Below are 25,669 nucleotides of genomic sequence, written 5' to 3' on the forward strand. Positions count from 1 at the left end.
CTGTGGACAATTGATAAAATTTAATGTACTTTTTATGTTGAAAGGATGTTTTTGTATGATAGAAGTATATGTAGACGGCGCGGCAAAAGGAAATCCAGGTCCGAGCGGTGCTGGTATTTTTATAAAAGCAGATGGCGAAGTCAACCGATATTCCATACCCCTTGGCATCAAAAATAATCATGAAGCTGAATACTTAGCTCTAATTCATGCTCTGAAAATATGCCTGGATAAAAAATATGAAGTAATCTCTGTTCGCACAGATTCAAAGCATGTAGCTGATGCAGTGGAAAAAGAGTATGTTAAAAAAGAGCCTTATCGACAATTACTCCATCAAGCTCTGGAGCTTGCAGCACAATTTAGTTTGTTTTTCATCAAATGGATACCTGAGTCACAAAATAAATCAGCTGACCTGTTATCACGTAAAGCCGTGCAACTGAATGATACCGATTAATAGGCTTACTAAATATCTACGTTGAAAAGAGGGAATCTTTTGACACAAGGACTTATCCATCACGTTGAAATCAATGTATCTGATTTGAAGAAATCTGCTGAATTTTGGGGTTGGTTTCTGGAGGAGTTAGGATACGAACCTTTCCAAAGGTGGGAAAATGGTCAAAGTTGGCGGATATGGGACACCTATATTGTCTTTGTTCAAACTGAAGAAAAGCATATCGATATCCCTTATCATAGAGGCCAAGTAGGTTTAAATCATTTAGCATTTCACGCCAAGTCACGACAACATGTAGATGAGGTATCGAGTAAACTCAAAGAAAAAGGTGTACAAATCCTTTACCAAAATCGATATCCCTTTGCAGGAGGAAAAGACCATTATGCCGTATTTTTTGAAGATCCAGACAGAATAAAGGTTGAATTAGTGGCACCTTGACCTCTTTAAAGCGAGGTCTTTTATTTTTAATTTTAAATACCAGTGGCTGCTTCTTACCTCAAATCTTTATCACGTAGTTTTGATTTACTTTCCCGTTTACCAATAATCATTCCTATTTTAAAACTGATAAAGTAACTGTAACAAAAATAAAAAAGACATCCCCTTTAATGTCTTTTCTATCGCCTATACTCCTCCATCTGCCGTTCTAGAATGAAATCGATATGCCTTATCATATGAGGTATGATTAATTAAATAGTAAGGACAGGAATGACATTCAATGTGTCACTTTCTTTTATAAACGGAGTCATCAAGTGAATACTCGCTTTGATCATAAATAGTCAACTACGATACTTGTAATCCAAGTTTCTTTATGACTTGATCCGCTTCTTTTCTGTTGGTAATATGACTATTAACCAATGTTTCTAATAAGGATACATAAAATCCGCCATCAAATCTCTTTTGAGCCTTTAATGTATATTCTAACGCTATATTTACGATCCAGTCTGGTGCTGAAGTCAACTGTTTTCCAAAATAGATAAATCCTATTGCTTCTTCTCCAAGTTTAAAGCCTTTTGAAGATAACATACATATATAGTCTTCTAATTTTTCCATGTATCCCCAAACACACTCCTTGTTTAAAGTACTCTACCATTGTAAAACATTTTTAAAAAGTTGAATATAGCTTTTTGTCGAATTATCTGAAAGATGTTATTCCCTTTTTATAAACTATCACCCTGTTTAGATAAATATTCATCTATAATTTTTTTATGGCTTTTTACAATTCTTTGCGGTAGTTCATCAGGATAAAAGAATTCAAACTTTATAGATTCTCTCTCATCCACCTTTAGTTCACCCGTATATTCATTTGTATAATACGCTACCGTTACACAATAAAATTCATCACCGTTTTCAGCCTTCACAAAATACTCCGAGCCTGAATATACATTCATGAAATGAAGCTTGCCTACCTTAAGTCCGGTTTCTTCCATTACTTCTCGTCTGGCCACATCTTCAGTCGTTTCTCCTAATTCCATCAATCCGCCGGCCAATCCCCATGACTCCTTCGGAAACTTCCTTTGTTGCAATAATAATCTGCCTTTCTTATCTGTGATCACCGCAACTGAACCGACTAATATCAATGGTCGATGGCCAACAATAGCTCTCAGGTCTTCAATATAGCCCACTTCACAGCTCCTCCTTATCATGCGATGCTTCTTGCTGTTACTTATCGTAAATATGGCATCGATGAACTTGCATGTTTGAACGAATCATAAGGATAAAAAAATTCGAGCCTTAAACCCTTAGGCATAAAGCTCGATTCATTACGAAAACAGGTATCTTTTAACTGACACGGACCTTAAGTTCTAACTCATCCAACTCACTTGCCAACTTGTCATAATCGATATCAAACATAAGATGGTCATGAGTCCAATCCTCAAACACATCGATTTGGCAAATAATTTGGGCTAATTCCTTGCTGATAAAAGCCGACTCTTGTCCTGCAGCCAGTTTCTTTTTACATCGATTGAATTTCGGATCCAATAATTCCAGCTGTTCATAAACAGCTTCAAGGGTTTGATAATGCTGTATAAGCGGTAGTGCAGTCTTTTCACCAATACCCGGACAACCCGGAATATTATCACTTGTATCTCCCAATAATGCTTTAACATCCACCCATTGCGCAGATTCAATTCCATAATCTTCGCGGAAATGATCAATGGTATAAACCCTGTCACCCGTCTTACTTGCGATAATTTGGCTCGTATTCTCATTCAGCAATTGAAACAGGTCACGATCATTACTGTATATAAAGCATTTCCCCATGTTACTTGCGCTCCACATCGTAGAGATTGTGCCAATCACATCATCTGCTTCATAGGAAGGCACAGACAGTTGCGGAACCCCAATCCGATCCAGACTTGAACGCAGTGTCTCATATTGCATGATCAACGGCGCAGGCAATTCACCGCGAGTTGCTTTATAAAATTCGAATTTTTGTCTGCGGGACGATTCCTCACGCTTTACATCCCATGCCACCCCTAAATGTGTGACTTGATGTGTTTTTATAAGGCTAAACATTTTTTGAAAAAATACCCGCAAAGCATTCGTATAGATGCCATTTTTATTCCTATATAATTGATCTTCCGTTTTACCGTAAGCAGTCGCAAAATAACCTCTGCTAAGTAAGTTAAAACCATCTATTAATAATAATGTATTGTTATTTTCACTCATCCTAATCCCCCAGCTTATCTGACTCTATGTTATCAGATTGTAACACATCCAGGTTTTATTCTCCTTTAAAAAAATTGCCATCAAACCAATTTATTGGTCGATTTCTATTTTATTTTCAGGATAGGATATCCAATCACTAAAACTGCCGGCATATAGTTTTACATTCGTAAAACCAGCTTCCTTAAGTGCAATAAAGTTAGGAGTAGCCGTAATGCCCGAACCACAATACACGATGATTGGTTCATCCTTTTGTAAGTGTTCAAAACGTTTTGCCATCTCCGTTACAGGCAAATATTTGCCGTCCCTGAAATTTTCGGACCAAGGGATATTTATCGCACCAGGTATATGTCCGGCTTTATGATCAATCGGCTCATGGTCGCCCTTATAACGCTCTGATTCTCTTGAATCAATCAAATAGCCATGCCGATCGCTCTCTGTCCACTCCTTTACCTCAAGGTAAGTGGCTAAGAGATTCTTGTTCACGGATGGAATATAATCAGTTGAGGCCAGTACAGGAATATCTGATGTTACTGGATACCCTTTCTCAAGCCATGCTTTTAATCCTCCGTTCAGCACATACACATGCTCATAGCCGTAATACAGAGCTAACCAAAGGAAACGTCCTGCAAAAGCCCCTTCCCCTCCGTCATAGGCAATTACGATTGAATGCTCATCTATTCCAGCAGCTTTCATTTTTTCGTTAAACTCTTTTCTGCCGGGGAGAGGGTGCCTGCCGCCATGTTTTGAAACAGGTTGGGATAAATCCTGATTTATATCTAAAAAATGAGCTCCTGGTATATGAAACTCCCTGTATTTTTCTCTTCCCAACTTTACGTTTGACAAGCTGAATTGGCAATCGATCAAACGTACATCATTTTGATTCAAGTGATTTAAAAGCCATTCAGGTTCTTTTACCAGCTGCAAGCTCATTCTCCTTTCCGGATTCCAAAATCAGCTTAATCTTCCTCTCTGCCTCTAGGTATATTTCGGTATTTGCTTGCTGGTTCAACGTCATTTCCATCCCCTTCAATCGTTCCATTCCATCCGATTTCATTTCATTGATTACAGAAAGGCTCATATAATGAATAGCTTTTTCAAAATGGCTTAATAACTTGATTTGCTCTTCAGAATAATAAACATTGAGATACTCATTTAATTTACTTAATAAGGCGTCCGTCAATAATCTCCTGCCATTCTTTTCAAAAAAGTGCTGTGTTCCTTTAAAAATTTTCAATTCTTCTTTAAAATGGTCTGCTGTTAAATCAAGGAGTGCCCTGTCCGTATTATATTCTGATGCAATCACTATATTCGGTTCACTGAATGACCAATCCTTGTGGATGGATTGAATATCTTTAACCAACTCGATATAGGCATCGTGTATGCTTTTTCTCATCATAACTTCTAACCGTAACGACGTAGCCTGTATTTCATTCTCTAATTCGATTCGTATTTGATCAAGCAGTTGATTCGTACACGTAAGTAGAGATTGGCGATCCTTTAACGTCCCTGGATTGAAAAATTCTCTGAAATAATTCGAGAAGTTTAGATTAATACGTTGCTTGCTAAAATGGATCAGCTCTTCTGTTTCCTGTTTCATTTTGGCTACTTCCTGATTAAATGTTTTTTCATTTAATTTGGCTAACACTCGTTCCCAGTTTTCTTGCAACTCGGCACGTCTTTTCGTTTTTTGCTCCTGACTTTCACTCGACAGTTCCACCAAGCGACTTATAAGCTGAAGCATTTTATCCAAATCCTTCTCGCCTGCATGAATTAAAAGTCCTTTTAGTTCATGTTGAATGAATGTATAAAAAGAGGATTCAAAGTAAGTAAACAGATCGGTATATTCTTCATTCTCTTGACTGAATGTGCCGGTTCTTCTTTGAAGTTCTGCCCGGCTTGAAATCGGATAAATACGCGGATTATGAATACCTGATGTCTGTAATTCATTACGTAAATATTCCTCAACCAGCTTCCTCTCATCCAAATTTTCAGCCAAATCTGCCGCGTTCAAAAGAAAGAACATCTTATCCATACTGAATGAATCCTTTACCCGCCCAAGTTGATCAAGAAAATTACGGTCTGCACGGGAGAATGGATGATTATAGTATGTAATAAAACAAATCGCATCCGAATGTTTAATATAATTGAATGAGGTGCCTGTATGTCTAGCATTAACAGAGTCTGCTCCAGGAGTATCTACTAAAATAATCCCTCTACGGGTCAGGTCGCAATCATAATATAAATCGATGCGTTCGATAAAGCATGATTTTGACTCATCTGTCGTATAATCCGGAAACTCCTCAAGGGAAACTGTAAAACTTTTACCAAGGTTTTCTTCAAAAGTATCAATCCCCTTGATAAAAGCCTCCAGGAAAGAAACCTTCAGGCCAAGTGCATAACTCTGTTTCTTCAGCATGATTTTTGCCTGTTTTTTAGCCATTGCTATATCCTGTACCTTCAAACTGTCCTCAGACATTAGCTCATTTAAATCATCCAGCAGCATGGCTTCTTTTTTTGCATGAATGATCGCTGTACCATGCTTATGAGTATCGGTCGGCGGCAATATACGGTTGATCACCGCGGTTGTAGGATTCGGCGAAACCGGTAAAACATTTGCTCCAAGGAGCGCATTGGCGAATGATGATTTCCCTGCACTGAAAGCACCAAAAAGCGCCAGAGTGTATGTTTGATTCTGCAAGGAATCCGCACGATTCTCCAGCTCCTGTGCCAGCTTTTCCATGCCCGGTAGCTGGATGATCGCCCGGGATGCTTTTTGCAGCTTTAAAACCAATTGCTCAGGAGAATAGTCGGATTGGCTCTGTTTGATATTCGTTGAAACCATTTGCTCATTCGGTTCGGTTTCTTTGCTCTGAGCCTCTTTGTGATCCATCTCTACTATGGACTCCACTGTCTGTTGGCTTTGCAGGAAAGCCATTATTTCTGTTATCGAATACCTGGAACGTTTCGTTAATTCAGCTTTTATTTTCTCCTTATATTTCCGCTGATTAGACAATTCTACTTGCCATTCCTGCCAAATTTGAAGAATAGATTGTTCGGACTTTACTTCCTCTTCAACCTGATTCATACGTTGCTCCCTTTCCTCTTCCCAAAGGTTCCCCAAGGTTTCAAATAGAGTTAAGACTTCTTTCCCTACTGCTTTTTTAATAGAGGAAGCCAAGTCTTTAGAAAAGTTCAGCACCAAATCACCAGTAACAGAAGCAAGTGATTCCACCCGGATAAATTCCTCGTATGGAATCGTATAAGTATAGGACTGAATGATATCCATCCCCGTTTGTTTTTGCCCTGGATAGTCTTTCATCATTCTGTGAAAATAGTCGTTTAGATTCCATAAAATCGTAGATTCTGTCTGCTGTTTAATCGTTTCAATCAAATCGTTCTTACGCTTTTCTTTTTCCTGTTCCGTTTTACTTTTTCCGAATAACCTGCTGACTTTAAAGGATGAAACATTAGATTCCAAATAGGCTTTGACCAGTTCTCTCGTTTCATAGGGAGTAATATTGCTATTTTCGATAATGAGGCCCACTTGTTCACTAAAGATAGATTCCTCTTGTTCACGAAAATCAATCATGCTTTTACTGAACTTTTCGGCAGAATCGATTAATTCGATAAGATGTTGGTTCTCTTTATCCTGCAACTGGTGCTCCAAGTGAGTTCTTGCCTGGATGGAATCTGCTTCTTTCCAATTTAAATGCTCGGTCATTAATTGCTCCAGAAGTGCTTTCACGTCATAAACGGGGCTAAGGCCAGCTAATTCCATTATTTTTTCACTTACTCGACCAGCTTGATTAAAGGGATGGTTCTCATCCTTCATGGTGGTAAAATAAAATTCTTCAACTGAGATATCCCAATCTTTAAAAGCTTGCTTTACACTTTGTTTGAGTGAGGTAAAAGAAAGTTCATCTTCATTATGTTTGTCGATTTGATTAATGATGACAAATATCCGTTTCCCCATTCGTGCAAGATCTCGTGTGAACTGAAAATTGATTTCAGATTGAATATGATTGTAATCGGTCACATAAAAAACCGCATCAGCCAAATGGAAGGATGAGGCAGTCGATAGTTCGTGGGCTTCATCTGTTGAGTCAATTCCTGGAGTATCTAATAACACTAACTGATCGCTGTATGGAAAATTCTGAATCCTCAGCTCAATCCTCTGTATAGAATCACCGTTTCTCGCAAATTCCTTAATCCGGTTAAAATCGATTGGCGGCTGAAAGACTAAACATTTTTCCTTATTTGTGAAGACTCTTGCTTCCCCATTTCCGCTTCGTATTTTAACAATATTGGCACTCGTCGGAATAGGACTTGAAGGTAAAATAGGCTGATTCAAAATATAATTAATGAGAGTAGATTTTCCAGCTGAAAAATGCCCACAAAAGGCCAAACTATACTCGTTATCATTTACTTTATTCATGATATCGATTGTTTTTTGTGCTCGAACCTGATCCCCATCTTGTTCAAAGTACGTATAAATAGCGTAAAGCTGACTAAGTGTTACTTCCCTTGTATGTGCCGTCATCATTATCCCCTTATCTAATCCATTATCTATATTATTTTATCGAAAATTGGGATAGATGCCCAATATTTTATATCCAGGCAAAAAAATAGCCTGGACTTCAAGTCCAAGCTTAAATATTTTGATTCGATTGTGTATGAGCTTCTAAAATTTCTGGATTTGCTACATTATTTAGTACATAAACCATGACTCCGCTAAAGGCTGTTACCGTTGTACCGACAAATAACCAAACCATCTACATTCACCTTCCCTGTCATGTAGTTAATTGATAACGTCTCTCATTATAGTTCCAGTCTAACACCATTGATAATCATTTTCAATCAAAATCCGATTCCAGAAAAATATTACCTTTACATACCGTCCTATGTATAATCTCCTCCTCATTCCCTAAAAACAAACAATCTGCCTAACTAAGCAAGGCAGATTGTTCACTCTCTATATTCGGTTAATTGTCACTCTTCTTCTCATTATGCTGAATCGTAATAAAAATTTCTATCAATCGATCCTGTCCACAAACATGGCAGACTTTCAGCGTATCATGTAAAGAATGACACTGCACGCAATAGTACTTTTTCATATGTTGTATCCGCCTTTTTTACATACAGTATATGTAAGAAGTGTTTGCAGGTTCCTATTTTAAAGTGTATTGTCTCATTTTATCGCAATCTAAAATGGAATAAGAAAATGGATTAGTTTTTGAGAATGCAATTATTGATAAGAAAACATTATATCCATATAGTTATCTTTCTCTTTTTCTTACATTTGTATATATGATCATACAAAAATAGCCAGTCTTTAAAATGATTATTTTATACATATACCCTTTTTCCAATTTGAATTTTTATAGAAAGCACAAACCAGGAGGGTTGAATAAAACGATGGCCGAAAATGCATTCCAAGCGTGCCTCTTTACTTTTAAGATTCTTTTTTATTTTGTATGTAAAGCGTACAAGAATAATGTTGGTGACTTACATATCATAATCCTGATTATAATTCAATTAAAGGAGTGAAATTTGTGAGTGAAGACCAGAATCAATCCCCACAGTTGATCCCTCAGCAGCTTATTAATTTACTGGTAAGTGATCTTTTTCGGAAAAATGGAATTAACGTTGAGAAGGCTAAAGAAAAGTTATCCGATGAACAAAAGCAAATGATAAAAGAGCTAGTTAGTGATTTGACTAACCAAGTAGAAACATTTGTAAATCCGTCGTCAACCGAGGATAACAAAAGCACTGAAAAATGATCATTTTAAAACGCCTGATTAGCAGGCGTTTTTTTTTCGCTGGACAAACACATTTGAGACTTTTGTCCAATCAAAACAAGGAATAGCCTCATATTTTATAAAGACTAAATCACAAAGGAGTGGTAGAAAAATGTCAAATTATTTTGGTGACAAACATGAAGTTGAAAGGGATGAGGAGAAGCTGCACACTGCAGAGATAGCCCAGGACGCTGATCAGTTTACTTCTGAAATTCAAGAATCAGATGAAGTAATCGTTATCAAGGATTCAGGTAACGTATATGTTCAAACTACAGAAACTCAAGCCGCAGTTTCCCTGCAATTAGCTTTACAGCTCGCAATCGCATTGGTACTTGAAATCTCAATTGCAGATTCTGATGACAGCGATGGTGTTGTTCAAGACCTTCTTCAGCACTTTAATTCAGAGCAAAAGACTGTACAAAAAATTCATATCGAAAATTCGAAGGACGTTAGTGTTACAACTACTGACACAGATATCTCTGCAAACCTTCAAGTAATGCTGGAAGCCCTTCTAGCTATTGTAGCCAGATTAGATATCGCTTAAATTTCAAAAAATAAAATAAGAGGTGAGAAGAAAAATGAGTGAAAAGAATTGGAGAGCATTAGACAATTTCAAATGTAAAAATGACGATGCGGAAGTCATGCAAGAAGCTGATCAAATCACATCAATCACACAGCAATCCTATGAATGGATCGTCGTCAAAGATTCAGAGGATGTAGAAGTGCATACAACAGATACTCAAGTAGCATTATCTTTACAAGCAGCTATTCAAGTAGCAATCGCGATTGTTATTAGTATATCAGTTGGAGATAATGAAGCTGGAAAAGGAGTAGTTCAAGATTTAAAACAATTTTTCAAATCTAAACAAAGAAATACACAAAAAACAATTATCACTGGTTCAAGATGTGTAAGGGTCGAAAGTACAGATACTCAAATAGCTTTAAATATTCAAGTATTGATCCAAATTCTTGTGGCTATTGTTGCTAGACTTGATATTGGATAAAGATGATGATTAAGCAGCTAAAAGTAAATAACCTGTAAAGTAAAGTAAAAAGACATGTGACAATTAGCTCATGTCTTTTACTTTATTAATCGTTATTTTGAACTATACTTTTGGGAAAACAACTTCAAACAAGGTGTAATTTCACCAAGTTAGCCGATCACTTCAACTTACTAAGGTGCTTGTAAAATCTACATATCTAGTCTCCTCTTTCTTTTAAAATAATCCATTTCCTTGTTTCTCTTCTTAAGTTTCTTCAAGAACATAAATTATGGGTTTATACATTTATTTACCTTACAACGGCTCCGGCATACCTTGCTAACACGTACTGGATACCAAGTGAAGCTGTTTTCCACTTATTTATTTGCATGAGCTGTTTCCTCTTCCAAAAATGTGACTTTATTTTGCTCAAGAGATTGGATGCGAGCTAGTGATTCCACGCGATAGCCTTTTTCCCTTAATCGTTTTCCACCATCCTGGAATGCTTTTTCAATGACAATCCCAATTCCTGCAATTTTAGCGTTCGCTTGGCTGACGATATCAAGCAACCCAAAAGCAGCTTGTCCTTTAGCCAGAAAGTCATCGATGATTAACACAACATCCTCTTCATTTAAGAACTTCTGTCCGATACTAATCGTATTTACTCCTCTTTTTGTAAATGAATAGACGGTTGATGTATATAAGTTATCCTGTAGCGTCAACGATTTTTTCTTACGGGCGAAAATAACAGGCACCTTTAGCTCAAGTCCTGCCATGATGGATGGTGCAATACCGGATGATTCGATCGTGACGATTTTAGTAATTCCGGCATCACGGAACCTGCCCGCAAATTCTTTCCCAATAGCGACCATTAACTCAGGATCCAGCTGATGATTTAAAAAGGTATCCACCTTTAGGACTTCGTTTGAGAGGACCTGCCCCTCCTCCATAATCTTTTCTTTTAATAATTTCAAACCTAACTCCTCCATTCTAATACTCGTAAAAGGACAAATAAAAAGGACCTATGAATTGTTCCCTACTTTAAAGTGGGTACAACAATTCATAGGTCCTTGATATACGGACAAATATGAACAACGCATTAAAATAAAAATGCTTGTTTCCCACTCATAGTCAGATTATTTCGGTGGTCAGCCACACTGGTAATCTGGTAGAAACTCGCAGGCCATATCCCTGCTATTATATGAGTGCTTATCTAATTAATATATGTTGAATTATATCAGCAAACTCCTTGTTTGGAAAAGTGCTTTTTTACTAAAATGAATCATCTAAAATAGTTTGTAAATGTGTCCAAACAAAAGACAAAACTCATCTGTGAAATTTGAATTTCACATTTCAGCCACACTTTATTTGAAGCAAATCCCTCTCAAACACCTTTCATATCAATTTTACACTATTTATACAGTAATAACCTTATTAGTGAACGATTTGTGAAAACGAATTTATAACCAACTACTTCCAAATTTATCTAGTAAAATATTCTCAGAAGCAGCAATACCAGTATTTTGGAGAGGGGAGAAAAAAGTGCCAAAAACTAAATTAAACGTACCCGTCAAGATAAAGAAAAAGGAAGAAACCAATCTCTTAGGGACTCTTATTTCTGTCTTACTACTCGGGGGATTCATTTTAATTGTATGGGCTAGCGTTTACTTTTTATTTTTAAATCGTCTGTAGCAGAAGGGAGAGATCATCGATCATGCATATCCATAAATTTGAAAAGATATGGCTTATTTTAGGGGTAACAGCACTTTTCGTATTTTTAACCGTTTTAGGTGTCAGCGCATTTTATGATGGGAACCAGCCGGCAAGCTGCCTGGTTACGATTGATCCAGAAAAAGTATCAGAAACAAAACCTTTCGATAAACCGGGGTTACATAAAGTCGAAGGAAAAGAATGGGACTATGAATTAGTTTTCGTCGTTTCTGCATTTAAATTTGATCCTGGTGAAGTTCAAATTCCTAAGGGAGCTACCGTTAAATTCATGGCTACCTCCACTGATGTCGTTCATGGCTTTGAAGTGGCAGGAACGAATGTCAATATGATGATTGAACCCGGTTATGTGAATGAATACACGAAAAATTTTGGTAAAACAGGTGAATATTTAATTTTATGTAATGAATATTGTGGTGCTGGCCATGCCATGATGACGTCTAAAATCAAGGTGGTTGACTAATGAATACGAATCAAACTGATCTTAAAGTAAACAGAGCGGATGGCAAGCTCGCAATGGCCCATTTCTATGTGGCATTCATCGCACTCGCGCTAGGCGGCTTCGCTGGTTTATTGCAGGTTCTCGTGCGCTCAGGTAAATATACATTACCTTTCGGAATCACTTATTATCAAGTACTGACTGTTCATGGAGTTTTACTTGGACTTATTCTAACTACTTTTTTTATCATGGGCTTCCAATTTGCAGCAATTAGTAAAACAAGTGGAACACTTTCTAAACGTGCCAGAACCGTTGGGTGGATTGGTTTCTGGATGATGACCGTTGGTACAGCTATGTCCGCCACGATGATTCTGCTTAATGAAGCGTCTGTTCTTTATACATTTTATGCTCCATTGCAGGCTCATCCAATCTTTTATTTTGGTTTGGTATTTGTCGTAGTCGGCAGCTGGCTGGATGGCGGCGCAATGGTGGCTGCTTATATTAGCTGGAGAAAACAAAACAAGGGCAAAGTAGGTCCCTTACTATCCTTTATGGTCATCATAAATAATGTATTATGGTTTACTGCTACTCTAGGTGTGGCCGCTACCATTTTGGTACAGATTATTCCATGGTCACTTGGCTGGGTTGATTCCATCAACGTCCTGGTTAGCCGTACATTATTCTGGTATTTTGGACATCCGCTCGTTTATTTCTGGTTATTACCGGCTTATATGGTTTGGTATGTGGTTATTCCAAAGGTAATTGGAGGAAAAATATTCTCGGATTCCTTAGCTAGATTATCCTTTATCTTATTCTTACTGTTTTCTGTACCAGTCGGATTTCACCATCAATTAACGGAACCTGGTATTGATCCGGCGTGGAAATTTTTACAGGTCATCTTAACATTCCTGGTGATCATTCCATCCTTAATGACAGCCTTCTCCCTGTTTGCCACTTTTGAAAGTGCAGGACGTGTGAAAGGTTACAAAGGAATCTTTGGTTGGTTTAAAGCCCTTCCCTGGGGAGATGCACGCTTTACTGTTCCTTTTATCGGAATGGTTGCTTTTATCCCTGCAGGAGCAGGAGGAATCGTCAACGCCTCCAACCAATTGAACCAGGTCATACATAATACAACTTGGGTCACAGGACATTTCCATTTAACACTGGCTACCTCTGTTGTCTTAACTTACTTTGGTGCCATGTATTGGTTGGTCCCCCATTTAACCGGTCGTAAGCTTACTAAGAAAATGAATAAATTAGCCATTATCCAGGCAATGACGTGGGCAGTCGGTATGACCTTTATGTCCGGCGCTATGCATTTTGCAGGGCTGCTCGGAGCACCAAGAAGATCCTCCTACTCCTCATATGGCGGTTCCGCTCAGGCAGCTGAATGGATTCCCTATCAAATCGCACAGGCCGTGGGAGGCTCCATCCTCTTCATTGGTATCATCTTAATTTTGATTATCTTCGTTAATCTGGCTTTCTTTGCTCCCAAAGGCGATGAAGAATTTCCAATTGGTGAAGTATCCGAAAAAGCTGAGAAGACACCACTTATCCTTGAAAACTGGAAGCTATGGATTGGCATTACAGCCGTTTTAATTATTCTTGCTTACACCCTTCCATTTGTCGACATGATTCAAAATGCTCCTCCTGGCTCAAAAGGATTTAAACTTTGGTAAACGCAAAAAGCTGAATCAAGATTACCTGATTCAGCTTCTTTTTTATAAATCATACAGCGCTGTATACTTTTCTTTTAAATAGGAGATTAAATAATCCGGATTTAAGCCCTCACCCGTTGCATCCTCGATAATCTCTAAAGGTAATTTCAGTTTTCCGTACTGATGCACACGCTCGGTTAACCAACCAGTGATTTTGGTAAATTCCCCATTTTCAATGGTTTCATCAAAATTAGGAATATCTTTCAGCATTGCAGCTTTTAATTGAGCGGCATACATATACCCGAGGGCATAAGAAGGAAAATAGCCAAACATCCCACCGGCCCAATGAACATCTTGCAGTACTCCTTCTCCATCATTTTCAGGTCGGATTCCCAAGTATTCTTCATATTTATCATTCCAATGCTTAGGCAAATCAGCCACTTTTAAATCTCCGTTAAATAATCCCTTTTCTAATTCGTAGCGAATCATAATATGCAATGGATATGTGAGTTCGTCGGCCTCAATCCGAATTAAGGAAGGCTTTGATTCATTAATAGCCTTGTAGAATGTATCAAGGTCAATCTCATCAAATTGTTCAGGTGAAGCGATTTTCAATTGATCAAAATTCCGTTTCCAAAAGCTAAGGTTCCGGCTTATAAAGTTTTCAAAGAACAAGGACTGGGATTCGTGAATCCCCATTGATGTGCCGGTGCATAAAGGTGTGCCTTCTAATTCTTTATTAATGTTCTGTTCATATACCGCATGCCCACATTCATGTATCGTGCCAAATACAGCCACACGGAAATCATCCTCAACATATTTCGTTGTAATTCTCACATCATTTGCGTTCAAGGCTGTTGCAAATGGATGAACTGTTTGATCCAAGCGCCCTGCTTCCAGATCGTATCCAAGTTCCTGAATCAATTCCAAACAGAATTTTTTCTGCGCTTCTTCACTAAATGATTTATAAATAAAATTCGTTTCTAGTTTCTCATTCGATTGACCAATCTTTTTCACGAGCGGAACTATTTCTTCTCTTAGCTTAGCGAATACATCATCCAATATCTCCACTGTCATACCTGGTTCATATAAATCGAGTAATGCATTATAGGGCTGATCTGATTTACCCCAATAAGATACAAATTTCTTATTCATATCAATTAATTGGTCCAAATAAGGCATAAATAAAGCAAAATTAGATGTCTCCTTTGCAGTTTCCCAAATACTTTCAGCTTTAGACTGCAGTTCAACATATTCTTTATATTCATTTGCCGGGATTTTACTCATCTTCTCATACTCTTGTTTACATTCCTGTACAATGGCAATTGTTTTTGAATCCAACTGCTCCGCCAACTCAGGATTGGCTAACTCTTTTATGTATCGTTCCATTGTTTCCCCGGTTGCCATCTCGAAATGTTCTTTTGACAAAATAGCCAATACTTGACTTCGCTTGTCAATCGTTTTCTTTGGTGCACCTGTCCTCAGATCCCATCCAATCAATGCTGATGCCTCTCTGAATGCATCCATCGTATGTATATAATCTAAAAACTCAGTTTCTAATTTGTTTGTCATATAGAGCCTCCTCCACTTTAAAAGTATACTGAATATTTTACCATATTCAGTATACTAGGTAGATAGTTTTATAAACTTTCCTATTAGCTTAGCTTAAAAAACTAAATGATCACTACTTACTATAGTCCTGTATGCCTTGAAATTTACATTAACAAAGGCTGGCCAAAAGAAAAAACGCCAACCTAAGGGTTAGCGTTTTTCATTTTATTGCTCATTTACTTCAGAATTACTGTTCGTTTTTCTTGGAGGTCTCTTTCCCCAGTACTGATAATAATCGGTACGTATGAAACCATTAAACAGCTTTCGTTTTTTAGTAGCTGGCTTGCCGTAAAACTTCTCAAAGTTTTCATCAGAAGTCAGCATATAAACAGACCAAGTATCAAATGGACGGAGGGCTTCACCCATCTCTTTATACATTTTCTCAACAGAAGGACGGTCGCTGAGTCGTTCACCATATGGAGGATTTCCTACAATTACGCCATATTCCTTATTCGTTGTGAAATCACGTACTTGCATTTGTTTAAAGTTAATTAACTCCCCAAGTCCTGCTTCCATGGCATTTTCTTTTGCAATTTCAATCATTTTATGATCAATATCATACCCTGATATGTCTAATTCCTGATCATAATTTGCCTGTTCTTCCGCCTCTTCTCTGACTTTATCCCAAATAGACGAGTCAATAAAAGGCCAGTCTTCTGAAATAAAATCACGATTAAATCCAGGCGCAATATTTTGGCCAATTAACGCCGCTTCGATCGCAATCGTACCCGAGCCACAGAATGGATCAACAAATGGACGGTCCGGTGTCCAATTCGTCAGCTTCACTAATGCAGCTGCCAGGGTTTCTTTTAATGGAGCTTCACCCTGTCCTGTTCTGTATCCTCGTTTATGAAGGGCCTGTGGGCCGGTTGTATCAATCGTTAATGTAGCTTTATCTTTTAAAAGGGATACTTCTACACGATACAATGGTCCATTTTCATCTAACCATCCCTCTTTTTTATACGCTTTTTTCAGTCTGTCCACTATGGCCTTCTTCGCAATCGCCTGGCAATCTGGAACACTGAATAATTTAGATTTAACCGATTTACCTGATACAGGAAATTCAGCCGTGACATCCAAATAATTCTCCCAAGGGAGTTTTTTTGTACCTTCAAACAATTCATCAAAAGTATAGGCTTTAAATTCACCTACCAGGATCTTCACCCGGTCTGCTGTTCTAAGCCACATATTGGCTCTGGCAATGGCAAGCTCGTCTCCCTGAAACAGTACTCGTCCATTCTCTACGGTACACTCATATCCAAGGTCACGTACTTCTTGAGCGACAATTGCTTCAAGACCCATTGCTGCTGTAGCTATTAATGTAATCTTCATTGTTTCACCCTATCTAATCGTATTACTTTTCCATTAAATTTAAGTCGTTCGCGTCTATTATCATACAACTCATACATGATGAATGCAAACCAAATAAGCATTACAGCCACATATAAACGAATCAGCTGGCAGATGGTTTCATCCATAGCTTTGAAAAATCTGCATAGCCAAAATTCCTGATAGTAATATTCATAATATCATCTGAGAACAACACACTTCGTTTTGAATAATATAGCGGAATGATCAAGGCGGAATTTAGTAAGGTAAGTTCCATTTGTTTATTAAGCTCACCCCACTGTTCAAAAGGGGTTTGGGCATACTGGCTTAAAAACCCAGCTTTATCGCATGTCTCTTCTATTACCCGGGCAAGAGGTGAAGAGTTCATCAAAAGAAAATGAAAAAAAGACAAGCTTTGGTTCATCTCAAATACTTCTCCATGAATAAACAAATCTGAATCATGATCTGTATACCCATTTTGTAAACTTTCTTTAAATGTAAGCTCTTTTAAAACAACAGGTATCCCTGCCTCCTCCAATATTCCCTTTAGCCAACTAGCAAGCTTCTCGGTATACCGCGTAGCCTGAAGAACAAGCGGATTGGATATTTTAGGTATGGGGACTTCATTTACTATGTAAGGGTCAGATGGAGGGCGTAAAATACTACTTTCGTTCGATGTTATTTTTGAATCAAGATGATGGATTTCATGCCTATTTAGACTGATTACGTAATGAATATAATCTCTAACATCCTTCCTTTTAATGGCTGAATTACGATAAGCATTCATAATCACAAGCCCAAACCCTGAATCGCTCTCTACCTTAAATGTTTCAATATCTTCTTTTAATGAGGAACGGTAGATCGTCTCAAATCCGCTTGGCATCTGTAAAAATTCTATAACATCCAACAGTGCCCTTTCTTTATAATAGTCTTCAAAAGCACGCAGAACCGTTTGTGTTTCATTATCCTTTTCAAGATAAAAGCTGCCCGTTCCGATTAATCTCCCATTGATTTCTTTATAGATGCTTGAGTGTATCGTGCTTAGGAGATGAACTATATAGCTACAGTCCTGATTGAGCTCTATATCAACCAAATACGGTCCAGGAGAATAAATTCTTTGGACAGGTGACCAAATATCCTTGTGATTGGGATGGTTACACAAGGATTGCAATGATTCCACCACATCTTCTGCGGCAAGGTAGGAGCCATCATGGAATTTGACCCCCTTTCTTATATAAAGTCTTAAAAGGCGATTGGATTGTTCCCAGCTATGTGCAAGTTCAGGCAGTATTTCATTCTCTTCTGTAAGGTATATAAGACGATTATATATGTTGGAAACTAAGTTGGCACTATGAGTATCAAGAGCTTCAAGCGGATGAAAGGACAAAAAAGGATGCTTACGCGGAATGATTAATTTATCCCTGCCCTCATCATTAAACCCGAGCTTTGTTTGAAAAAGCTTCATGAGACGAAGCTTACATTCAGTTGACCAACTGCAGGTTAACCATTTTGCACTCTTCTCAACCGATTCATGATTAAGGATAGATTGCATTTCTTTCTCATAAATTTCTTCCACGTTTTTACACCACTCAATTTTAGTTGAATGCCCTCGCCCTTTCCCAGGTTGTAAACGGAACCAGCCTTCCTCACTCCATTTTTGCAAATACCTGGATGTTTGTTTTGGACTGAGGTCAAGTAAATCAGCGATCTCCGCTTGTTTCATAGATTCAGATTGTAGATATTTCCATAAGGTCAGTAATTTAGCTTCCATTGTATACCCCGTTTCACCAATAAAGTAGACATTTAATTTTTAATTGTCCATTTTCAGAATCATCAGTCTAGTTTAATATAAACGATACTAAGGGGTGAAACAATATGATAGTAAAGAATTTGCCACAAAATATAAAAGTTCGCTTGGGAACATCTTTTTTCAACCGAATGGCATCCAGTTCTGTGATGCCTTTTATGGCTTTATATTTTGCTCATGAACTGAACAAAATCTGGGCCGGTGTTTTTTTAATTTTTACCGTACTCATTACATTCGCTGCTAATCTGCTTGGCGGTTACCTCTCTGATCGGTTTAAAAGGAAAAAAATCTTATTAATCACCTCGACTACAAGCGCCTCTATGTTTTTCATCATGACCCTTACATTACTCCCACAAGAAGACTGGGTTTGGCTATTCGCCATTAGCTACGTTGGTTATATGATTTCCGGTAGTATTGGTAGGCCGAGTATGAGCGCCATCATTATGGATTCCACAACAAAAGAAACTAGAAAGTCTGTATATACACTAGATTATTGGCTGGTTAATTTATCTATGGCGATTGGTGCGGCTATGGGCGGACTTTTATACAGCCATCATCAACTCGAATTATTCATCATCTTAACGTGCACATCCACCATGATTGCTGTTGCTTATAAGATATGGCTGATTGACGGTAAGGTCCGCCAATTAACGCAAACACACGAAAATTTCTTCATCGATTTACTTCATAATTATAAAATTGCCCTTCAGGATACTCGCTATGTAAAATTAGTGCTAGGGTTTATGTTTATCCTTTCAGCTGAGTTATCCTTAAATAGTTATATAGGGGTTCGGCTTTCAGAGTCCTTTGAAAGCGTACATGTATTCGGATACCAAATTGAGGGTGTCCAAATGTTGAGTTTAATGAATATAGAGAACATGTTATTAGTAGTCCTCCTAACGTTTACTGTTTCAAAGATCACCGACCGTTTTTCAAATAAAAATATATTAGTCATGGGATTGATTATCTATGGAATTGGCTATATATTCCTTACTTCAGCGAACAGCTGGTATATGCTTTTATCATTTGGATTTATTGCTACGATTGGAGAATTAATGTATTCACCTATCTTCAATACTGAACAAGCAAATATGATACCTGAGGATAAAAGAGGGTCCTATTCGGCATTTAGTAATGTATCCTATAATGGTGCCGAATTAATCGCAAGATCATCAATTATTATAGGAGCTTTTGCGGCACCCATGATGATGTCCGTTTATGTCGGACTTATTATAGCTGGAGGAACTGCCTTGGCTTACTTCAGTATTTTTTATAAAGAAAACTACAAGAAGAGCATACAGGCCAGTATACAACGATAGATATAAGCTTTATTCCGTCCTTATCTAACATAAAAAGAGAAATAAATAAGGCTGCCGACAGAGTCGACAGCCTTTTATCCTTCCTTAATGGAAGAAGTTTATTCAGGGTTTTATTATACATTTCCAAGATAACGTCCTGTAAGCCATGTTCTGTTCCTTCGTACTGCAATCGACTGGAATGTCTCGTACTCCGGTGGTAATCATCTATCTTCAGACTTATAAGTCTGCCCTTTCCCCTCGTTCATTTCCTTAGGAAAGGCGCCCCTACCAAATTTGGGTTTCTCGCTCGCGGGGTTTACCTCGTTCCACCCTTTTTGTTTCCAAAAAGGCTCCGTCACTGTGGCACTTTTATAGGTACCGGTGCCATATTCTAAAAGAACTTAGGCACTTTCCCGGCCGTCAGCCTAAAAATAGGCTGCCCTAGCTTATTGGTCTAGGCACGAACACTACAAGCATCTCAGCCTGTGCGAGCATGGACTTTCCTCTACAATTTACATTGCAGCGATTACCCAGACGTTATCAATGCAAAATTCATTATACCCTGATTCAAAAAATAATACAACTACATTTTTTGGAAGGCTTTATTCGTAAAGTTTACTTCCAAACACATGTTTTTCCAGATTGGAAAGACGTTTTAGAATATCAAAATTAGTGGTACCTGTAGTTTGTTGAACTGGTTGTACCGCCCGTTTCGGCTGTTCTTCCAATTGCTTTTTCAGCTTGATATTCTCTTGCTGAAGCGATTCGATTTCCTGATGAAAAACTTCATAATCTTTAATAACTAAATCCAGGAATTGATCAACTTCTTCTTGTTTGTATCCTCTGACACCTGTTTTAAATTCTTTCTCTAAGATATCCTTTGCGGTCAACTTTGTTTTATCTGAGAGCATTTTTTCACCTCAAATTCATACGACTAATACTTAATATTTTTTCAAAAAAAGTGCTGTTTGTCAATTTCCTCTTAATATTCTTCCCATTGTGCCTCATCAATTAAACTTTGCAGGTCCCAAAATGTTATTTGATGAATTGGATAGTCTTGTTTACCCTGTTTCTTTTTACCTTCAAACCAACTGTATTTAGGGCTTCCATCCTTTTCATCATCATACAGGATCAGCATTTCATCGCTCTTACTTACAATAAATTGGTTCTTTAACTTTAATTGCCACGGCCCTTCATAAGGCTTCTTAGAAATAGCCTCAACATAATCAGCCTGCAGAAGAACCTCTTCATAAAGCTCTTTTACAGAATCCTTCCATTTTTCTTCTTGATTTAAGTAAGGTAATAATACCCCAAGTTTAAGTTCAGGATACTCTTCCTGTAAGTCGAATAGGACCTGGGCAGTCCAAAGTTCTACTCCAGGCTGGCCTGTAATAAGCACCCATTCCATTCCTTCATCAAGAAGCGTCAACAAACGACCATGCAATGCTTTTTTTATGTACTTGATCCCTTCGTGATTTTGATCAAAAATACCAAGCTCATGTGCTTTATATCCTGTCACAAATACCACTTTTCCCATTATGACTTCACATCCATATACGATCTCTTCTTATTATACATGAAATAATAGAAAGAAGAGGCTTTACGCCTCTTACTTTTAACAGCAAAAACCACTGCCACTTCCAAATCCACTTCCGCTTCCATATCCACTGCCACTTCCAAACCCACTTCCGCTTCCTGGGCAACCAGGGCGTGGTGGTGTTGGAGCACCAAACTGCTGAGACTGATTCTGAACATTATTTGCAGATTGGAAAGAATGTGGGAAATGATGCTGATGTTGATATACATGGTTATTCACTTCAAGAGTTTGAACTGGGTGCACATGAGGAACTACATGTGTATAGCAATTTTCCTTGATGAATTGGATAGGCTCATGGCAAACCGGCGGGCAACACTGTACTTTATGACAACCTGGGATTTGGATAGGCCCACATTGTTGTTGATGTTGATGATGATGACGACGACCGAACATACGCGTCTCTCCTTCCATTTTCTATACTAATTACATTAATAGACTATGAAGGATTGGATAAGACCGTACTAAGGCAATCACCTATTTTCCGTTTATAAAAAAATGTTTCAGTATAGGAACTGCTACATTGTATTAAACAAAATTAAAGATTACCATCGATAATCCAATAACGACAAAGAATAAATAACAGACAACCTTATACATCCGATTTATGTTCACTTCCTTCTCGGAGATTCACCAGTAGTGTATAACATAAATTTACATGGGATGTGGAAACATAACAACCATTATTTAGTTTTCTTTTTTACCAATTTATTCTTTATCCAATTTACGCTCTAAACGGCGAATTCGATGAAGGGTTGATTCTTCATGAATACCGTGTTTCTTGAACAAATGGTACCTTATTAAATCCAAAGCCTTTTGTGAATATTCCAATGCTTGCGCAGGGTTCTTTTTATTATGTTCATAGAATTTTGCCAGTTCAATTAGGGCGCAGCAGACAATTTCTGGTGTTGTTGAATCAGTTACTTCCTTCCATAACTTCACTGCCGCTTCTTGATTTTTATTCTTTTTATGTTCATTCGCTAAATGAAAGAGAACCCTCATACGTTCTTCATTCTGTTTAGATTGGGTAATTCCTTTTTCAAACGAGTCAATGGCACGCTCTCGATCTTTTAAAGAAGAAAACCATCTCGCCAATTCAAATGAATCTTCATGCTCCACTGCTTCATTATTTAATAATAAGGCAGATAGATGAATATATAAGGTAATTAATGACAAAACATCCCATTCATTATGCTTCATAATTTTAAAAACAGCTTCAGGATTCTGCCTTTCAACATAATCAAAATAAATCATGGGTGCCAGGTAACCCGGCACGTCATCCTTTCTCTCAAAACCAAGTACTTCTTTCTCAACAATCGAAAGCTTTACGCGATCTAATTTATTTTTCCACAATCTTCTTGAAGCATGATATAAGTCGAAATGTCCGAAATCCGGTAATTTCGGCAAATGCTGACGCAAAAGCGTATGCTGTGTAACTACTTGCGGCCAGTCAAAGGCTTTTCCGTTATACGTTACCAATGTCTCATAATTCACTTTTTCTAAAAATGTTTTATAAAATGGAATTTCAAAGCCTGGTCTCGGTAGAAAATGCTGTCTCACTTTGATCTGCCCATCCTCTAAAAAGGCATAACCAAGCAAAAAGATAGAAGTCCCGGTACCTCCGCCCAATCCGGTTGTCTCTGTATCAAAGAAAAACATTTGATCCGCTTGAAAACCAGCTGAGGAAAGCGGATGCTGAAGGTTGCTTTCATTCCAAAGTTTCACGATTTGCGGAAGCATATTAAAGGCATACTTTCCGTGCTGATAATCAAGCGAATAGCTAACCTCTCGGATTAGGCAATATTCTGTTTCATAAAATACGGCAGAAGCTCCAAATTCGCTCCATTGCTCAAAGAAAGGGATGTCCACATGCTTTTCGATGCTCTCCGATACGTCGGTACTTTTCTTTTTTGTCTCTCCTTCGCCAACATTTGTATTTAGGTGCTTTTTCATTCTATTTAATTTATTTTTAATGGACATTTGAATTATCACCAGCCATTTGGTCTCCAAGAATGGTTAACACTCGTATGGAATCCTCCTTCAAAGACGAACCAGTACCTTCCATTCCTACACAGGACGGGCAACCATTTTCACATGGGCAGACTCTGATTGCCTGAATCGTTTCCTGGATAATTCGTTCACTGTTTTCATACATATGCTTACTTAAACCAATACCACCCGGATAATGATCATAAATAAAGATGGTAGGAAGCTCATTATGAGTCGCTTTTACTTGAGGGTAGACATGAATATCCCCTGGGTCACACAATACATAAACGGGAATAATGCCTCGCAAAGCGTGTGAGGCTCCCATCAGTCCTTCTTCAAGCCGCTCTTCCTTCCAATCAACGCTCCCATCCTTCAGGGAAAGCATACAGGCATTCGTATGAATCTCTTCCTCAGGTAAATGGATGGGTCCCGATCCGATATTTTCATGAGAATCAAAGCGGATTTTTTTAAAGATCGTGGCCATAGCCCGAACGGAAACATCTCCAAAAGTAATTTCACTTTTGAGATTAACATTTGTCCGGTCCACTTCCAGCACATCCACCTGCACGGCAAGATTGGCATCTGTATAGTAATCAACATTGACCTCGCGTACGTAGGCCTTCTTTTCCTCCCAATCCAAATGCTCCACTTGGTACTGAATGCCCTGATGCAAATAAATGGCTTCATCATGCAAAAGAGTCATAGCTGAGAAACGATCCGTTTCCCCAATGACCTGTACTTTTGGATTGGTCCGGTCAATAATGACAACATTTTCCTGCGATGCAGATCTTAAACTGATTTCATGTGCTGGAAAAGCATCATTCATCCAATGCCATGTATCTTTATTTTTGTGTAAAACATGCTCATCAGCCAAATAGTCCAAAATCTCCGTAACCTCAAGGGCACCAAATTCCTCCCCTTCTTTAAACGGGATTTCAAAAGCCGCACATTTAAGATGGTCTACGAGAATAACAAGGTTATCAGGATTAATCCTAGCTGTTTCCGGACTTTTATTAAAGAAATAATCAGGATGCTGAATGACAAACTGATCTAACGGACTGGAACTGGCAACCATAATGATAAGCGCTTCTCCATGTCTTCTTCCGGCCCTGCCGGCTTGCTGCCAGGCGCTTGCTATCGACCCCGGATACCCAGTCATAATACAGGCCTGCAGCTGGCCAATGTCCACTCCTAATTCCAGCGCATTCGTGCTGACAACTCCATAAATCGTACCATCACGCAGCCCCTTCTCAATCTGTCTTCTTTGCGTTGGTAAATAGCCGCCCCGATACCCGCTGATTGCTTTTGGTCCCAATTGTTTCGATATTAATTCCTGTAAATACGTTACTAAGATTTCAACACGGACTCGGCTGCGGGCAAACACTATCGTCTGAATTTTATTCCTAAGCAAGGTGCTGGCAATCTTCCTGACCTCTAAGATTGAGCTTCTTCGTATATTTAAAGGCTTATTGACAATCGGAGGATTGTAAAACACAAAGTGCTTTTTCCCTGAAGGAGCACCATTACGTTCAATCAAGACCATTTTAGACTCCGTTAATTGTTCCGCGAGTTGTTTGGGATTGGCGATAGTAGCTGATGTACAAATAAAAAGGGGGTCACTTCCATAAAAACGGCATATCCTTTTTAACCTTCTGATTACATTAGCTGTATGACTGCCAAATACACCTTTATACGTATGCAGCTCGTCAATGACAATATATTTCAGATTTTCAAATAAACTAACCCATTTCGTATGGTGAGGTAATATACCTGAATGGAGCATGTCCGGATTTGTAATCACAATATGTCCCGCTTTACGTATTTTTTGCCTGATACTTGTAGGGGTATCTCCATCATACGTATAGCTGTTAATGCCCGCATCAGCAGCATGAATCAGTTCCTCCAGTTCAGATTTTTGATCATAGCTGAGCGCTTTAGTTGGGAACAAGTATAGAGCTCTTGTATCTGAGTTCTCCAGGATGGATTGGAGAATGGGAAGGTTATAGCACAGCGTTTTACCTGAAGCCGTAGGGGTTACCGCTACAATATTTTTGTTGTTTCTAATATATTTATAAGCTTCTGCCTGGTGGCTGTATAGAGCCTCTATCCCTCTTTTTTCAAGGGCAGACTTCAACTTTTCATTTAATTCAGCCGGAAAGGGAGAATAAGTAGCTTTTTTTTCTTCAATGGTATGCCAAAAAGCAATATTATCCTTGTATTGTTCATCTTGAATAAAATCATTCATGAACTCTACTAAATTTTTCTTTCCAAACATATGCACACCTCATTTCTGTCATCATTGTATCGAATGAACGTTCCC

Annotated in this window: 25 protein-coding genes, 1 other RNA gene and 1 riboswitch; of the genes, 8 read left to right on the forward strand and 18 right to left on the reverse strand. The window is 38.2% G+C overall.

The window, feature by feature from the left end:
- Window positions 1-55: 55 nt before the first annotated feature.
- Window positions 56-451, forward strand: coding sequence for a reverse transcriptase-like protein (locus AC58NB_RS06720; RefSeq protein WP_497426062.1), 396 nt, complete (start codon window positions 56-58; stop codon window positions 449-451).
- Window positions 452-490: 39 nt separating this feature from the next.
- Window positions 491-886 (forward strand): VOC family protein, encoded by a 396-nt coding sequence (locus tag AC58NB_RS06725; protein WP_497426063.1) that lies wholly within the window; start codon window positions 491-493, stop codon window positions 884-886.
- 342 nt (window positions 887-1,228) lie between these two features.
- On the opposite strand, the gene AC58NB_RS06730 is transcribed toward AC58NB_RS06725, so the two are convergent.
- The 7 genes from AC58NB_RS06730 to AC58NB_RS06760 all read right to left on the reverse strand — a co-directional run bounded on the left by AC58NB_RS06730 (window position 1,229) and on the right by AC58NB_RS06760 (window position 8,232).
- A complete protein-coding gene (locus AC58NB_RS06730) occupies window positions 1,229-1,498 on the reverse strand; it encodes a DUF6123 family protein (RefSeq protein WP_497426064.1) in 270 nt (89 codons plus the stop codon).
- Between the two features lie 107 nt (window positions 1,499-1,605).
- Window positions 1,606-2,070, reverse strand: a complete 465-nt coding sequence (locus tag AC58NB_RS06735) for an NUDIX hydrolase (RefSeq protein ID WP_497426065.1) — start codon at window positions 2,068-2,070, stop codon at window positions 1,606-1,608.
- A gap of 157 nt (window positions 2,071-2,227) precedes the next feature.
- Window positions 2,228-3,118 (reverse strand): 5'-3' exonuclease, encoded by an 891-nt coding sequence (locus AC58NB_RS06740; protein WP_497426066.1) that lies wholly within the window; start codon window positions 3,116-3,118, stop codon window positions 2,228-2,230.
- A 90-nt stretch (window positions 3,119-3,208) separates the two neighbouring features.
- A complete protein-coding gene (locus AC58NB_RS06745) occupies window positions 3,209-4,042 on the reverse strand; it encodes a sulfurtransferase (protein ID WP_497426067.1) in 834 nt (277 codons plus the stop codon).
- Window positions 4,020-7,658, reverse strand: a complete 3,639-nt coding sequence (locus tag AC58NB_RS06750; RefSeq protein WP_497426068.1) for a dynamin family protein — start codon at window positions 7,656-7,658, stop codon at window positions 4,020-4,022. The genes AC58NB_RS06745 and AC58NB_RS06750 overlap by 23 nt, the downstream gene beginning before the upstream one ends.
- Before the next feature lie 109 nt (window positions 7,659-7,767).
- On the reverse strand, window positions 7,768-7,890 hold the full coding sequence (locus AC58NB_RS06755) for a hypothetical protein (RefSeq protein ID WP_497426069.1): 123 nt from the start codon (window positions 7,888-7,890) through the stop codon (window positions 7,768-7,770).
- A gap of 210 nt (window positions 7,891-8,100) precedes the next feature.
- A complete protein-coding gene (locus tag AC58NB_RS06760) occupies window positions 8,101-8,232 on the reverse strand; it encodes a hypothetical protein (protein WP_497426070.1) in 132 nt (43 codons plus the stop codon).
- 438 nt (window positions 8,233-8,670) lie between these two features.
- On the opposite strand from AC58NB_RS06760, the gene AC58NB_RS06765 reads away from it, so the two are divergent.
- The 3 genes from AC58NB_RS06765 to AC58NB_RS06775 all read left to right on the forward strand — a co-directional run bounded on the left by AC58NB_RS06765 (window position 8,671) and on the right by AC58NB_RS06775 (window position 9,920).
- Window positions 8,671-8,898, forward strand: a complete 228-nt coding sequence (locus AC58NB_RS06765) for a spore coat protein (protein WP_497426071.1) — start codon at window positions 8,671-8,673, stop codon at window positions 8,896-8,898.
- Between the two features lie 130 nt (window positions 8,899-9,028).
- On the forward strand, window positions 9,029-9,460 hold the full coding sequence (locus tag AC58NB_RS06770) for a spore coat protein (protein WP_497426072.1): 432 nt from the start codon (window positions 9,029-9,031) through the stop codon (window positions 9,458-9,460).
- A gap of 34 nt (window positions 9,461-9,494) precedes the next feature.
- Complete coding sequence (locus AC58NB_RS06775) at window positions 9,495-9,920, forward strand: spore coat protein (RefSeq protein WP_497426073.1); 426 nt, start codon at window positions 9,495-9,497, stop codon at window positions 9,918-9,920.
- Window positions 9,921-10,273: 353 nt separating this feature from the next.
- On the opposite strand, the gene AC58NB_RS06780 is transcribed toward AC58NB_RS06775, so the two are convergent.
- Window positions 10,274-10,870: a xanthine phosphoribosyltransferase gene (locus AC58NB_RS06780; protein WP_497426074.1), complete on the reverse strand. Its 597-nt coding sequence runs from the start codon at window positions 10,868-10,870 to the stop codon at window positions 10,274-10,276.
- Between the two features lie 134 nt (window positions 10,871-11,004).
- Window positions 11,005-11,121, reverse strand: a riboswitch (purine riboswitch).
- A gap of 489 nt (window positions 11,122-11,610) precedes the next feature.
- Between AC58NB_RS06780 and AC58NB_RS06785 the strand changes: the two genes are divergently transcribed.
- Together AC58NB_RS06785 and AC58NB_RS06790 are read left to right on the forward strand one after the other, a co-directional pair.
- A complete protein-coding gene (locus AC58NB_RS06785; protein WP_497426075.1) occupies window positions 11,611-12,087 on the forward strand; it encodes a cytochrome c oxidase subunit II in 477 nt (158 codons plus the stop codon).
- A complete protein-coding gene (locus AC58NB_RS06790; protein WP_497426076.1) occupies window positions 12,087-13,742 on the forward strand; it encodes a b(o/a)3-type cytochrome-c oxidase subunit 1 in 1,656 nt (551 codons plus the stop codon). Before AC58NB_RS06785 ends, AC58NB_RS06790 begins: the two co-directional genes overlap by 1 nt.
- 42 nt (window positions 13,743-13,784) lie before the next feature.
- On the opposite strand, the gene AC58NB_RS06795 is transcribed toward AC58NB_RS06790, so the two are convergent.
- The 4 genes from AC58NB_RS06795 to AC58NB_RS06810 all read right to left on the reverse strand — a co-directional run bounded on the left by AC58NB_RS06795 (window position 13,785) and on the right by AC58NB_RS06810 (window position 18,432).
- Window positions 13,785-15,293 (reverse strand): carboxypeptidase M32, encoded by a 1,509-nt coding sequence (locus tag AC58NB_RS06795; protein WP_497426077.1) that lies wholly within the window; start codon window positions 15,291-15,293, stop codon window positions 13,785-13,787.
- A 204-nt stretch (window positions 15,294-15,497) separates the two neighbouring features.
- A complete protein-coding gene (locus AC58NB_RS06800; protein WP_497426078.1) occupies window positions 15,498-16,664 on the reverse strand; it encodes a THUMP domain-containing class I SAM-dependent RNA methyltransferase in 1,167 nt (388 codons plus the stop codon).
- Window positions 16,661-16,810: a hypothetical protein gene (locus AC58NB_RS06805; protein ID WP_497426079.1), complete on the reverse strand. Its 150-nt coding sequence runs from the start codon at window positions 16,808-16,810 to the stop codon at window positions 16,661-16,663. Before AC58NB_RS06805 ends, AC58NB_RS06800 begins: the two co-directional genes overlap by 4 nt.
- Window positions 16,786-18,432 (reverse strand): ABC transporter substrate-binding protein, encoded by a 1,647-nt coding sequence (locus AC58NB_RS06810; RefSeq protein ID WP_497426080.1) that lies wholly within the window; start codon window positions 18,430-18,432, stop codon window positions 16,786-16,788. The genes AC58NB_RS06805 and AC58NB_RS06810 overlap by 25 nt, the downstream gene beginning before the upstream one ends.
- Window positions 18,433-18,536: 104 nt before the next feature.
- Between AC58NB_RS06810 and AC58NB_RS06815 the strand changes: the two genes are divergently transcribed.
- Window positions 18,537-19,787 carry an MDR family MFS transporter gene (locus AC58NB_RS06815; protein ID WP_497426081.1) on the forward strand — a complete coding sequence of 417 codons (1,251 nt, stop codon included), beginning with the start codon at window positions 18,537-18,539 and terminating at the stop codon, window positions 19,785-19,787.
- A gap of 134 nt (window positions 19,788-19,921) precedes the next feature.
- Here the strand turns inward: AC58NB_RS06815 and rnpB are convergent.
- From rnpB to AC58NB_RS06845, 6 genes are all read right to left on the reverse strand, one after another.
- Window positions 19,922-20,304, reverse strand: an RNA gene (rnpB, locus tag AC58NB_RS06820) — RNase P RNA component class B.
- A 64-nt stretch (window positions 20,305-20,368) separates the two neighbouring features.
- Complete coding sequence (gpsB, locus tag AC58NB_RS06825) at window positions 20,369-20,677, reverse strand: cell division regulator GpsB (RefSeq protein ID WP_497426082.1); 309 nt, start codon at window positions 20,675-20,677, stop codon at window positions 20,369-20,371.
- A 71-nt stretch (window positions 20,678-20,748) separates the two neighbouring features.
- The gene (locus AC58NB_RS06830) at window positions 20,749-21,303 is read right to left on the reverse strand and encodes an SLOG family protein (RefSeq protein WP_497426083.1); all 555 of its coding nucleotides are present in this window, start codon (window positions 21,301-21,303) and stop codon (window positions 20,749-20,751) included.
- A 78-nt stretch (window positions 21,304-21,381) separates the two neighbouring features.
- On the reverse strand, window positions 21,382-21,756 hold the full coding sequence (locus tag AC58NB_RS06835; RefSeq protein ID WP_497426084.1) for a CotD family spore coat protein: 375 nt from the start codon (window positions 21,754-21,756) through the stop codon (window positions 21,382-21,384).
- A gap of 312 nt (window positions 21,757-22,068) precedes the next feature.
- Window positions 22,069-23,313 (reverse strand): ribonuclease H-like domain-containing protein, encoded by a 1,245-nt coding sequence (locus tag AC58NB_RS06840; protein ID WP_497426085.1) that lies wholly within the window; start codon window positions 23,311-23,313, stop codon window positions 22,069-22,071.
- A gap of 16 nt (window positions 23,314-23,329) precedes the next feature.
- Window positions 23,330-25,624, reverse strand: a complete 2,295-nt coding sequence (locus AC58NB_RS06845) for a DEAD/DEAH box helicase (RefSeq protein ID WP_497426086.1) — start codon at window positions 25,622-25,624, stop codon at window positions 23,330-23,332.
- Window positions 25,625-25,669: the final 45 nt, after the last annotated feature.

The sequence above is a fragment of the Pradoshia sp. TA40_28 genome (assembly GCF_059694525.1).